This is a genomic window from Echinicola sp. 20G (genome assembly GCF_015533855.1).
In the GTDB taxonomy this organism is placed as follows: Bacteria; Bacteroidota; Bacteroidia; order Cytophagales; family Cyclobacteriaceae; genus Echinicola.
In genome coordinates, this window is the sequence record NZ_AP024154.1 from 2,475,754 (window position 1) to 2,489,404 (window position 13,651).

General features: G+C 40.7%; 7 protein-coding genes. 5 read left to right on the forward strand and 2 right to left on the reverse strand.

All coding sequences use genetic code 11. From position 1 onward, the window contains the following. Positions 1-178: 178 nt before the first annotated feature. Positions 179-4,231 (forward strand): polysaccharide lyase family 8 super-sandwich domain-containing protein, encoded by a 4,053-nt coding sequence (locus JL001_RS10470; RefSeq protein WP_200976032.1) that lies wholly within the window; start codon positions 179-181, stop codon positions 4,229-4,231. A gap of 210 nt (positions 4,232-4,441) precedes the next feature. On the opposite strand, the gene JL001_RS10475 is transcribed toward JL001_RS10470, so the two are convergent. Together JL001_RS10475 and JL001_RS10480 are read right to left on the reverse strand one after the other, a co-directional pair. After that, positions 4,442-5,551 carry a BamA/TamA family outer membrane protein gene (locus JL001_RS10475; protein ID WP_200976033.1) on the reverse strand — a complete coding sequence of 370 codons (1,110 nt, stop codon included), beginning with the start codon at positions 5,549-5,551 and terminating at the stop codon, positions 4,442-4,444. Between the two features lie 54 nt (positions 5,552-5,605). Beyond that, positions 5,606-6,082, reverse strand: a complete 477-nt coding sequence (locus JL001_RS10480; RefSeq protein ID WP_200976034.1) for a hypothetical protein — start codon at positions 6,080-6,082, stop codon at positions 5,606-5,608. Between the two features lie 367 nt (positions 6,083-6,449). Here JL001_RS10480 and JL001_RS10485 point away from each other — a divergent pair, with 367 nt between their 5' ends. The 4 genes from JL001_RS10485 (at position 6,450) to JL001_RS10500 (ending at position 13,544) form a co-directional block, all read left to right on the forward strand. Further along, entirely contained in the window at positions 6,450-7,094 is a 645-nt protein-coding gene (locus JL001_RS10485; RefSeq protein WP_200976035.1) for an RNA polymerase sigma factor, read from the forward strand. Between the two features lie 122 nt (positions 7,095-7,216). Continuing rightward, positions 7,217-8,269 (forward strand): FecR family protein, encoded by a 1,053-nt coding sequence (locus JL001_RS10490; protein WP_200976036.1) that lies wholly within the window; start codon positions 7,217-7,219, stop codon positions 8,267-8,269. A gap of 37 nt (positions 8,270-8,306) precedes the next feature. Continuing rightward, complete coding sequence (locus JL001_RS10495; protein WP_200976037.1) at positions 8,307-11,744, forward strand: TonB-dependent receptor; 3,438 nt, start codon at positions 8,307-8,309, stop codon at positions 11,742-11,744. An 18-nt stretch (positions 11,745-11,762) separates the two neighbouring features. Continuing rightward, positions 11,763-13,544, forward strand: a complete 1,782-nt coding sequence (locus JL001_RS10500; protein ID WP_200976038.1) for a RagB/SusD family nutrient uptake outer membrane protein — start codon at positions 11,763-11,765, stop codon at positions 13,542-13,544. The last annotated feature ends 107 nt before the right edge of the window (positions 13,545-13,651 follow it).

Genomic DNA, 13,651 nt, shown 5'->3' on the forward strand with positions numbered 1-13,651 from the left:
GTCAGATAGTTATGGTAAATATTTGAATATTTTATCTAACGTTTTTGACTGTATTCTGAGAGGAAGTATCTAAAAGTTAATTGCCCCTTTGGGGTATTTTTTTGATACTCTGATAGGTCTTTTGGCCTTATCAGAAACGTCAAGTTTTAAAGATTGGACTAACCTTTAACAATATACTATGAAATCTAAATTTTACCTTTTAGCGATTTCGCTAATCTGCTGGACGACGATGTCCTTTGGTCGGCAGCAAACCGATTTTGAATTGATCCTTGATCAGGTCTTTGATGATTTTCAATCTGGTACATCCACTTCTTCCCTGGACGCCAACGTGGGAAGTTTGTTGAATTCCTTGGATACAGCTGGGTATTGGTCAAACATAGATTATTCTTCAACTAGCCAAACAGCCTGGCAACCTGCTTACCATTTTAACAGATTGAGTGAGATGGCAAAAGCTTATTCTCGAGAAGGCAGCGCCTATTATGGCGATAGTTTGCTTAAGTCCCGTATCATTAAAGCTTCGGAATACTGGTTGAACCTTAGTCCCCAGCCCAGTAGTACCAATTGGTTTTACAGGACAATTACTATACCCAATGCTGTGGGTAGGATGCTGGTATGCTTCAGAAAGTCTCAAGAGGGAATATCTCCAACATTGGAGAGTGATTTGATCAATGTAATGACCAAAGGCGTTTCGCTTTATAATGCTCCATCGAAAAATGGTTCCAACAGAACTGATGTTGGTCAGCACTATATTATTCGAGGGTGTTTGACGGAGAATCAAACTTTATTGGAAAATGCTGTTGACTTTATTGGAGAATCTATTGTGATAGCAAATGGAGAAGGCATTCAAGCGGATGGTTCTTATGCTGCACATGGTCAGCAACTTTACATTTATGGGTATGGATTGGAGTTTATTCAAGGGATAAGGAATATAGCCATTTACGTTACGGGAACTCAGTATGAGATAGCCCCTGAAAAAATTGCCATTTTCTCCAATTTTGTAAGAAATGGATTTATCAAAACTTCTAGAGGCAAATACGTGGACTTTAATGTCTTTGGAAGAGGGGTTTCTAGGCCAAATACCGGGAGGGCCAATACTTCGCAGGTAAGCAAAGTGAAGCTTTTCGATCTACCTGCTTATACATCTTTTTACGATACTGTGATCAGTAGGATGAATGGAAGTGAAGCTCCATCTTTTGGGGTACAAGCTGAGCATTTTAACTATTGGAATACTGACTATGCAGTTCATCACCGGCCTGGTTATATGTTTGGTCTCAGGACTGTTTCAACACGAACAATGAAATCAGAAATGGGAAATGGAGAGAATTTGAAAGGAACCTATTTGACAGAAGGAGCTACTTATATTGCTGTGAATGGTGATGAGTATTACAATATATTCCCAGCTTGGGAATGGAATAAAATTCCCGGAACAACTGTTCCTGAAATTACCAATTACCCCACTAGATCACCATGGGGCACCAACCCAGGTAAGTCCACCTTTGTGGGAGGAGTTTCTGATGGAAAATATGGCGCAAATGTCTTTGCGATGAATGATTACAGCACCCAAGCCAAAAAGGCATGGTTTTTCTTTGATGATGAGATCGTATGTCTGGGAGCAGGAATCAGCTCTTCAGCAAGTCAAAAGATCAACACTACCATGAACCAATCCTTATTGGATGGAGATGTGGTGGTTTCTGAATCAGGAACAATACAAACTCTATCTGAAGGACTTCATAATTATAGCAGTGGTTTGGATTGGGTATGGCATGATTCGGTAGCATACCTGTTTCCTCAAGGTGGAAATATCCGCTTAAGTAATGATGTTCAGACTGGCAACTCTTATGATATCAACCATAGTTATTATTCTGATAATGATCCGATCAGTAAAGATGTATTTAAGTTGTGGATTGATCACGGCCTGTCGCCATCGAATGATAATTATGAATATATAGTGGTGCCTGGAATGAACAATGCTGATGCTATGTCCAGTTATGATGCCAGCAATATCGTTGTTTTAGCCAATACCGACTCTGTTCAAGTGGTGAAACATGCTGGCTTGGATATCTGGCAGCTCGTCTTTTACAGTGCAGGAGCTTTTGAAGCTGAAGGTGTAAAAGTAAAGGTGGACAAACCTTTGGTTTTGCAACTTAAGGGGGTGTCCTCTGGGGAGGTTGAAGTATTTGCTGCTGAACCAACTCAAAGTTCTGGCATTTCAGCCCGTATTGGTCTTGAGGCAGCTGGGTTTGATGGAATGAAAATGTTGGACCTGCAATTTCCTTCGGGTTTAATGGCGGGAAGTACCGTGTCAGGAACTATCGACAATAGTTCGCCCGATTATGAAGAGATAGAAATCCCCCTTGGGTCAATTGCAATAGCGGATGCTTATGTGAGAGGAGGTAGTTATGATGGGGATAACTTTCCCACGGGAACACTTGTAGTGAAAAAAGGGAATGGGACCTATGATAGAGAATCCTATATTAAGTTTGATATTAGTGATCTTCCCAGCAATACAGATAGTGTCTGGATAAGATTACATGTAAAATACGCCAATACTACAGTAACGGATACCAGTTGGGAGTTTTATTCGGTGGAAGACAGTACGTGGTCAGAAACAGGGATCACCTATTTAAACAAACCGGCTGGAGTTACAAAAATTGGAGAAGTACAGGGAATGCCTGCAGGCAGCTATGTTCAGCTAGATGTTTCAAATGTGGTTTTGGCGGCTAAGTCAGCAGGAAATAGCACTTTTTCAATCAAAATAATCTCTACGGTGCAGGGAGGAGAGACCGATGGCCAATTTGCTTCCAGGGAAGAGCTGGATGTTTATAAAAAGCCTCAGCTGATCATAAAAGAAGCGGAAGAGGTAGTTGTACCAACTGGAATTGAGGCAGTTGCAGATGCCTTTGTGCGCGGAGGGGAATATGAGAACAATAATTATCCAACACAAGACTTATATGTAAAGCATGGTAACGGGGCATATGACCGAGAGTCTTATATGAAGTTTGACCTAAGTGAGTTGCCCAGTGAATTGGATAGCGTACAATTGAGGATGTATGTGACCACAGGAGGGACAGAAGTAACTTCTACCATTTGGGAAGTCTTTTCGGTTTCAGATACTACTTGGACGGAGACAGGTATCACCTACGCGACCAAACCTGTAGCTGGTGTCAAAATTGGGGAGGTTCAGGGCGCTGCAACTGGAAATTATATCCATTTAACCATTACGGATTCATTGCTGCAAGAAATAGCTGAAGGTCATTGGTTGTCTCTAAAAATGACCTCTACAGTTTTAGGAGGTCAAACGGACGGTAGGTTTTCACCTAGAGAGGATGCAAATCCGGAATTTAGACCTCAATTGATTCCATATGGTACGGAACCAGAAGAAGAACCAGAGGAGCCTGAAGTAGTAATTCCTTTGGGTGTAGAAGCAACGGCAGATGCGTTTGTAAGAGGAGGAACTTATGAAAACACCAACTACCCAACCCAAAATTTGTATGTAAAACAGGCCAATGGGGCATACGAGAGGGAGGCATACCTGAAGTTTGACTTAAGTGAATTGCCAAGCATGTTGGATAGTGTCCAGTTGAGAATGTATGTGCAAAGTGCCAATACAGATGTGACCAATACCAATTGGGCGTTCCATGCGGTAAGTGATACTTCTTGGACAGAAACTGGTCTTACTTATGCCTCCAAGCCTAATGGAAATGTATTGCTTGGGGAGGTTCCGGGTGTTGGAGGAGGAAACTATGTTTACCTGACCATCAGTGACTCTTTATTACAGGAAGTTGCAGTAGGCAGTTGGCTTTCAGTAAAAGTTACTTCAACTGCTTTTGGAGGGGATATAGATGGAAGGTTTGCGCCAAGGGAGCATGAGACAGCAGAGTTTAGGCCCCAATTAATTCCATTTGTTTCAGAAGTAGAAAGCGAAGTAGCTACTCCAAGTGAAGAGTCGCCAACTGCAAAAAGTCCCAAAGGTTTGGAGGGAAAAGATTTGCCTAATAATAAAGTGCTGCTTTATCCCAATCCTTTAGCAGGTATGGCCACTATCAAAACGGATCTACCTTTCCATTCCCTGATCATCCGCGACCATAGAGGAGAAGTGATGATGGAGGAAACTGGTCTAAATACCAATACTTATGAAATTAATCTTAGTGGATTCAAAAATGGTATGTATTACCTGATGATAATAGGAGAGGATTTTGTTGAAACCAAAAAGGCCATTAAACGACATTAAAGAGCAATAGCTTGAAAATGGTTGAAATAGAAGAGGTTGATGTTTTCATCAACCTCTTTGCATTGATAATAACCTAAAATCTATTTTCACAACTGCAAATGTAAAGATTTTACAGTGAACCAAAATGATCGTTTTGATTGAGAAATCATATACTACTTAAGCAGAGAATTTTAGGCTATTGGAATCATTACAGATAACAATATTTACACATTATCTAATCCAGTTGCTTCCAAAAACGATATAATATCCCCAGTTGTCAGGACCTTTGGCTACATCAACTCCCATTCTCAAACCGAATTTTCTGGCCAAAAGATACCGAAAGCCTGAACCTACATTATAGACTAGCTTTTCATCACCGAAGTCCTCGAAGCCATCAAATGCTTTCGCTAATCCTCCAAAGGCCATGACACTCCATCTTTGGTTCAAATCAAACCTGTTTTCAAGTTCAGTAAGTGCAATTTGGTTGTTTTGGTACCTTGCGGCAGGAACACCCCGGAGATCGATACCGGGCAGCTCATAAAATGGAGGGTCATTAAAAATCTGTTGGTATTCGGCCCTTATCCCCAATACCCAATGGGGGTTTAATGGGACATACTTGTAAAGCCCTGCTTCCAATTCCGTATAGTTAAAGTCACTAAAGATAAATTCATTGGAAATGGAGAACATCACCCTGGACATGGTACCCTTGTTGGGAGAGAATACATTGTCCCTCGTGTCATAGATCATTACAGGGGATACTTTGGAGATGTTTCCTTTGAAATCCTCACGTTCTATGGACTCGGGGAGCTGGTCAAAGTGAGGGGAGGCTTTTGTGTTTGAAAACCGATAGTTCAGGCCTAATGAGAAGTTGCTTTCTCCAATCTTTTTGGTAGCCTCTATAAAAACTGGAAGGCTTTTGAATGTAAAGGCATACTCTCTCTCCCCCAAAATGGGCAGGTCTCTATATAATGAGATATTAATATGGTAATAGAAAATGCCATACCTTAGTTTGAGGCCTTTCTCGGTAAGGTTTTTAGTTTGGATGCCTCCCAAAAACCAACTATTATTGGCAGTATATCCTCCAAGTCCGGCCGTAATGTTAGGGGGAGCGCCTTCCACAGGTGTCAAAAATGCCAACCCCATCATGCCTCCGAAGCCACCCAAAGCTGGCTCGGTGATCAAGCTGGGGAAAGGGACAAAACCATTGGCATTGATGACCCAATCACTCATGTCAAATTTACCGTCCAATGAGTCCTTGAAAGATGGTTTATACTTTTCTTGTCCCAAAAGCTGCTGACTGATCAAGAACAAGATCAAAAGAATTGGAATCTTAAGTTTCAAATTATAGCTGGTTGGAGAGAGTCCGTTTTAGAGGATAAGTTGTACAAATGTGCTTTACCTTATTTCACCTATAAAGGGTAGTTCCTCTTGCATGGCACTCCTAATGGTGGAATGGATGTAGTCGTCTAATTGTAAGAATTTTGCGGCATCAATGGCGGAAGTGGCTTTTTTGAATTTCTTATAGTAGCTGGCATGTAGCTTGTCTCTTTTAAGGGTGTTTTGAAGGGTTCTTTTGGCCAAATCATCTGCCGTTTCTTCATCGAGGGCTTCGTATTTTTCCAGGTATTCCTCCATTAACATAATGCGCTCCCGAGCGATAGCCTTTCTGTCCTCTTCATAGGCTTGATAAATAGTCCAGAAAGATGGCGAGACAGATTCAGGAAGATCCATGTAGGCATCGATCAGTTTCTTTTTATCCATGCCAAATTCGGCCTGAATCAGTTGAAGTTCATCATCCTCTGATACCTGAGCTTGGGTGAAGAAAGGAGCTAATAGAGCGAACGCCAAGAGTAAGTGTTTAATGTGTTTCATTTTGATGTGGTTTTGTTTCGGGCAATTTACAAAGGGCAGTTCTCGAAGGAAGCCGGTCTGTTTTTCTGCTTGCCAAAAATGATGGAATGTTGGCAAATATGTAGAGTAATTACTTAGCGCGAGGGACCGATGTTAATGGGAAGATGTGTATTTAGGGCAAATGCATAGATTTTGAAAGAATATGCTTGAGTTATATATTATTTTGACGAATATTATGCATATATTATCATATTTTAATTTCGTTTTGTTTCTTTAAATTTTCGTTTTATATATTCAGGATCAATAGAATTATTGAATGGTTTGATTGCTACTTACCTGTTACATGATTAGAGCTTCAATTTAATTTGCCTCAACAAAAAATAGATCAATGAGCTTATCTGATCCAAAAGCTTTAATAGATGCTCTCGCTCCTTCCAAAACTCTTTCAAATAATAAGGAGGAATTTAGGCGTTTGAGTGATGCTGAGCTTTGGAGTAAGTTTAAAGATGGGGATGAAAGTGCATTTGTTCAGATCTATAACGCTTACTTTGAAGATTTGTGCAATTTTGGGGTACAGTATGCTCGGTTACCTGTTGTGGAGGATTGTGTGCAGGACATGTTTGTGGACCTAAGAAGGAAACGGACAAAGATGCCAGATATTAAGCATTCAATAAGGCTGTTTCTCTTTCAGGCCTTAAAGAGAAGAATTCTTAATGTATTGAAGAAAAAGAGAGCTGTACTATCTGATGATTTGTCACAGCACCCTTTTGAAGTGATACCTCCTCATGAATCTTTACTGATCATCAACCAATCTCAAAAAGATAAATTGACCAGACTTGATCAAGCTTTGAGTGGGCTAAACGATAAGCAGAGAGAAGCCGTTTATTATTTTTTCTATAAAGGGATGAGTTATGAGGAAGTCCAAAAAATGATGGGCTATGATCATGTGAAATCAGCCAGGAACATGATTTATAAAATTATCAAAAGCCTCAAAAAAGTTTTTGTGTTAATCATTTTATGCTGGCCATCATGAAACATGACAGGGAATAGAGAGCAATCGTATTAATTTAAGATTAAACTTTTTTTATTTTTTTTCATTTCAATGTGATGTCATTTTTAGAATTCGCTTGTCTATAGGAAAAAGGACAAGTAAAATTGAAGGAAGGCAAATACAATATCGAATATTTTTTATCCAATAAATACTTTATCAATTGGGTCAATAATCCAACTGAGGAAAGTGATGCCTTTTGGCAAAAATGGTTGAGAAACCATCCTGAGAGTCAAGAAGAGTTTGACCAGGCAAAGGCGGTGGTGTTAAGAATTAATTTTAAGGAAGAGGCCAAAATAGGGGAAAGAAAAGAAGCGCTGTTAGACCTGATCCTAAAGAATACGCCAAGTCAGCATTATGAAGTGGGCAGGAGTAAAAAGCCATTGATCATTGCCATGCTTCCCGCTCTTTACCGGGTTGCAGCAGCTTGTTTGGTGCTTGTATTGATGGCTACTTTCTTATTTTCTGAATTTTCTATTGAGAATAGCAATGAGGTAATCCAGCAGACTGCATTTATAACCAAAAGAAATCTAAAGGGTCAAAAAACGAGCTTTTTCCTTCCAGATAAAACAAAGGTGGTGTTGAATGCGGAAAGTGAAATCAGTTATCCGGAACATTTTGGAGAAGGTTCAAGGGAAATCTTTCTAGAAGGGGAGGCATATTTTGACGTCACCCATGACGCCAAACGTAAATTTTTAGTGAGATCTGGTGAAATCATTACAGAGGTTCATGGGACGGCTTTTAACGTGCAAGCATATCCAGAAACGCCAATAAGTATAGCGCTCCAGCGCGGTTTGGTTTCTGTTTATCCCGCTTTTACTGAACAGCCTACTATTCCACAATATTTAAGGCCAGGGGAGATGATCACTGTCAAAAAAGAATTTGATTCTTCAATAAAAGGTCAATTTGATGCTGAGCAAATGATGGGTTGGATTGATGGTAAGTTGGTGTTCAAGCAAGCCACGATGGAGACTTTGATCACTAAGTTGGAAAGGTGGTATGATGTGGAAATTAAGGTAGAAGGAAATACTACTGATACTTGGAAAGTTAATGGGGTGTTTCAAAATGAAAGCTTAGAAAACGTACTGGAGGGGGTGAAATATGCTAGAGGTATTTCATATCAGATCAATGACCATCAAGTACTCATCACTGTAAAATAAATAACAATCAAATATTTAAACTATAACCACTGATACTATGAAACAAAATGTACCAAAGACTAAAAGTCGACTTTGGAAGAGTGCATTTAGCCTTCTGTTGATTTTGATCATCGGCGGAAGTCAAATGGCAAATGCTACCATTAAGGCGCAAGGAGGGCTGGATATGGATAAGGTCTTTATTTCTCTACACAAGCAAAACAGTACTTTGATGGATGTTTTTAAGGAGATCGAGTCAAAGACTGACTTTCATTTTTTCTATGATGAAAAAATAATAGACATGACCAAAACGCTGAGCCTTGATAAAGAAAACGGATCCCTGACGGATGTATTACGTGAAATTTCGAAAGATGCGGATTTAAAATTCAGACAGATCAACTATGTAATCAATGTCAATAACAGGCAAGTAAGTGAAAACCATGAGATAATTAAAGTGGCCCAAACGGTGACTGGCCAAATTACTTCAGTAAATGAACCTCAGGGGATTCCAGGTGTCACTGTTCGATTAAAGGGAGGTAACTCGGGAACGGTTACGGATATTGATGGGAGATTCTCCATCGAGGTTCCAGATGGTAGTGCTGTGCTGGTAATCAGCTCTATTGGCTATAAAACAACAGAAGTAACTGTTGGCGATCAAACAAAGATTAATGTAATACTGGAGGAAGATACCAAGGCATTAGATGAAGTGGTCGTAGTTGGATATGGTACCCAAAAGAAAGTAAACCTAACCGGAGCTGTGAGCCAAGTGACGTCAGAAATGCTGGAAAACCGACCAGTAGCAAATATTGGCCAAGCATTGCAAGGGACCATTGCCAACCTGAATGTTGGTATTTCAAATGGTAGTCCTAATACAGTTCCTTCTTTTAATGTACGTGGTGGAACTTCTTTCTCGGGAGGTTCTTTCCAGACAGGAAGTCCACTCATATTGGTGGATGGGGTAGAAATGGACATCAATCAGCTCAATCCTGAGGATATTGAAAGTGTATCGGTTTTGAAGGATGCAGCATCTGCAGCGATTTATGGAGCCAGGGCCGCCTACGGCGTCATGCTTATTACAACTAAAAAAGGTTCTAAAACAGAAGGAACCAAGATTACTTATTCTAATGCTTTCCAGTGGAACAAGCCTTCTGCAGTACCGGACCTTTTGGATGCCAGGACCATACAAGAAGCGGCGATCAAGGCGGTGGAGCTTCAAAACCAAACGCCTTCTTCTGACATGTACGAAAAATTGGAAAATATTGAAAGGTATATGGCTAACCCTGATGCTGAGTTGCCTTACTACATGGATGCAGGTGACAATATTATATGGGTTGGTAATACCCGCCCTTATGAGCAGGCCCTTAAAGATTACACACCAATGCAAAAGCATAACCTTAATCTTTCTGGAGGAACTAAGAAAAGCTCCTACTATGCTTCCTTAGGGTATCAAGGGCAAGAAGGTCTCTATAAGATCAATACCGATCAATTTAAACGTTATAACATGATGCTAAATGTGACCAATGAGGTTTCGGATTGGTTCTCTGTGGACTTTAGGTCATCATATAGCCAATCAAATTATACGGAGCCGGTTAGTCCTGCCGGAAAAGGAGGATGGTGGACAGCCATGTCCCAAGAGCCTGGCAGGAATGTAAATATGCCTATGTTGACTCCGGAATCGTCTCCAGTAGGAGAGATGTACACTGACAATATCTTATCATTTATGGACTATGGGTCCAGAAATGACGAAACCAAAGAGCATATACTATTGGGACTTGCACCAACAGTACACTTGCTGAAAGGCTGGGATTTGAAAGCCAATATTTCTTACAAATCCTACAACTTCCGGAGAAAGCAAATTATCCCGGAATTAGAGAGAATTGAAAATAGATGGGATGCCCCCACAACAGTACATACCAATCCAAGTTCAGTCCAAAGATGGAGTCAACATTCCGACCAATACACCATTAATGTGTTTTCTGATTACTCCTTGGCTGTGGACAAACATGAATTTTACTTATTGGGAGGCTTTAACCAAGAATCCTATAGGTATGAGTACTTGGGAGGAAGAGGAGAACAATTGCTGACAGCCAATGTACCGGTCATCAGTCAAACACTTGGAAATGAATATGCCTATGACAGTGAGTCAGAATGGGCGATAAGGGGTGCTTTTTATAGGTTTACTTATAACTATGACAACCGATACCTTTTGGAGTCAAACGGTAGATACGATGGAACCTCACGTTTTCCGACAGATAGCCGCTTTAAGTTTTTCCCCTCTTTGTCCGGAGCATGGAGGATTTCAGAGGAAGACTGGGCGTCTGCCATAAAGCCAGCGGTTAATGAGCTAAAACTTAGGGCTTCTTACGGTAGCCTTGGAAATCAGAATGTAAGCAATTATATCTATATCCCATCCTATGGTACAACGGCACAAGTGGGCTATATTTTTGATGGGAACCGTCCCGTGGGAATCACCCCTCCAGGTTTAGTGGATGCTAATTTGACTTGGGAGACAGCAACAACAATTGATTTTGGATTTGATGTAGCCATGTTCAATAAGCTGGACTTCTCCTTTGATTGGTACCAAAGAACTACATCAGATATTTTGGTAAACGGGGATAAATTTCCAGCAGTGTTGGGGACAAGTGCTCCTACCAAGAATTCAGGGGAAATGCAGACCACAGGTTGGGAAGTGACAGCCAAGTGGAGAGACCAATTGAAAAATGGTTTTCGATATGATATAGCCTTGAACCTATCTGACTATACCAGTGAAATCACAAAGTTTGACGGAAACCCTAATAATCTTCTTAGTGGGCTTTATGTAGGACAGACGATGGGTGAGATTTGGGGATATGAAACAGTAGGTTTGTTTCAAACCCAAGAGCAAATCGACAATGCACCAAGCCAAGAACTGATCAATTCTGGCTTGTGGTATCCAGGGGATGTCCAATATGCAGACCTAAATGATGATGGAGAAGTGGGACCTGGAGCAAGTACAGTAGATGATTCCGGAGACAGAAGGATTATTGGTAATAGCACGCCGAAATATCAGTTTGGATTAAACATGAATGCATTTTGGAAAGGCTTTGACCTAAATATCTTCTTCCAAGGAGTAGGGAAAAGGGATGTATGGATAGGCAATAACCTTTTCTGGGGCGGTATAGCTGGCGGTACTGGAACTTACGAAGTGTATAATAACTCTTGGACACCAGAGAGAACAGATGCCTATTTTCCTGCTTATCGCTCTAGTGGATCCAATAGACAAACCCAAACAAGGTATTTGCAGGATGCATCTTATGTTCGACTAAAAAATGTGACACTAGGCTATACCTTGCCTGCTTATTTGACAGAGCGAATTAGCTTGGATAAAGTAAGGGTTTACACTTCTGCATATAATATATGGGAAGCGACCAGCGTGCCTGATACATTTGATCCAGAAGTATTGAGTGGAACCTATCCAATGCTTCGATCTATGGCTGTAGGCTTACAAATCTCATTTTAATTTTAACAAGTCACCATCATGAATAAAATATATATAGCAATAGCTTGTCTTACAGTATTTCTTTCAAGCTGTAATGATGAGTTTATGGAAAGATACCCACTGGATCAAATCAGTGATGAAAATTTTTGGAAAACCGAACAGGATTTGGAGCTCTATTGTAATAGTTTCTATTCTACCTATATCACGGGTTTTGGTTCTGGTTGGGGAACGAGTACCGTTTCTCCTTATGGCTACAATGAAGCCATTGCCTATGGAGATGTCATTTCAGATAATGGGGCCCCTCAGACCTATTCAAAGGTTGCCGCTGATCAATACAACGGCCATATATCTGGTGGTAGTGGTAGTGGCGGATGGAATTGGAGTAATATCAGAGATTTGAATTATTTCTTGGATAATTACCAGAGAGGGGATGTAGCTACTGAGGTTCGCAATGTCTATGCTGGTGAGATTTATTTCTTTAAAGCATGGGATTATTTCAAAAAAGTCAAAACATTTGGAGATGTGCCTTGGTTGACACACGTAGTTCAAACCAACTCACCAGAGTTACTGGCACCAAGAACTCCTAGGGAGGAAGTAATGGATTCAGTGATCTATATCTTGGATAAAGCAATTGCTTATTTACCAGAAAAAGGCTCTGAAAAAACAGATCGTTTGAATAAGGACATGGCATTACACCTTAAGAGTAGAATATGTCTTTATGAGGGAACTTACAGAAAGTACCATTCCGAGTTAGGGCTTGATGGAACTGAATTTTTGCAGGAAGCAGTAGCTGCATCAGAACAGCTTATGGATGGGACTTATAACCTTTACAGTACGGGTGATATTGAGAATGACTACAATGAGTTATTTGCTACCTATAGTTATGATGGGAATCCAGAGGTGATTCTGTGGAAAGAATACGCTGCAGACCTGAACCTAGGAGTGGCTTTTAGTCGATACTATGCTCAGAATCTCCGCCATAGACATGGAGCTACCAGGTCATTAGTTGACGAATACCTCTGTGTGGATGGACAGCCAATTTCTGAAAGTGATTTGTTCATGGGGAAAGAAACGATTCAGGAGGAAATGACTAACCGTGACCCCCGATTGAGTCAAACTATTGCCAATTTTGGAACTTATAATTTACAGGCAGGTGTGCAGGGAGCTAATAATGCCCCGTACCCAAATATTCCTGGCCTTAGTGGTAACCAATGTCCAACAGGTTACAGGGTGGCAAAATGGTTCTTAAATGACCCAACTGATTGGGATAGGGTAACCAATGGAATGCAAGCAGCAATTGTTTTTAGATATGCCGAGACCTTGTTGAACTATGCTGAAGCCAAATATGAACTTGGTGAACTCAATCAAACGGTATTGGATGAAACCATAAACTTGATCAGGGCAAGGGTAAATATGCCTCCATTGGTCATGGGAGCCATTCCGTCAGACCCTATAATGGAATCAAATTACGCTACTTATTGTAGCTACATGCCTGAGCCTGTATTGCGGGAAATTCGAAGAGAACGCCGCGTGGAACTAGCCTTTGAGAGCTTTAGATGGGATGATTTGATGCGTTGGAAAGCAGGGCGCTTCCTCGAGATACCGGTAGAAGGAATCAAGTTTGTCCAAGACCAATTCCCGGGAGTGGAAATTGGTAAAGATGTTTTCTTGAGCGAAGAAGGGTATATCTTGCCTTATTTTGAGACACTTCCAAATGGAAGGGCTTTTGATGAGGAGAAGCAATATTTGTTTCCAATTCCAATTGAAGACTTGGTATTGAACCCCAACTTGGACCAAAACCCAGGCTGGGAGGCTAACTAAGATTTCATCACTGAACCAATTACTGAATTTTATGATGGTAATCTATAAGGAAGAGCTAATATAGCTCTTCCCTAATCTCCTATTGCCATTAAAGAATAACTAACCAC

Bases quoted from the DNA above. Each gene is read 5' to 3' on its own strand.
- JL001_RS10470 (WP_200976032.1), top strand. From the start codon at position 179: ATGAAATCTAAATTTTACCTTTTAGCGATTTCGCTAATCTGCTGGACG.
- JL001_RS10480 (WP_200976034.1), bottom strand. From the start codon at position 6,082: ATGAAACACATTAAACACTTACTCTTGGCGTTCGCTCTATTAGCTCCT.
- JL001_RS10485 (WP_200976035.1), top strand. From the start codon at position 6,450: ATGAGCTTATCTGATCCAAAAGCTTTAATAGATGCTCTCGCTCCTTCC.
- JL001_RS10495 (WP_200976037.1), top strand. From the start codon at position 8,307: ATGAAACAAAATGTACCAAAGACTAAAAGTCGACTTTGGAAGAGTGCA.
- JL001_RS10500 (WP_200976038.1), top strand. From the start codon at position 11,763: ATGAATAAAATATATATAGCAATAGCTTGTCTTACAGTATTTCTTTCA.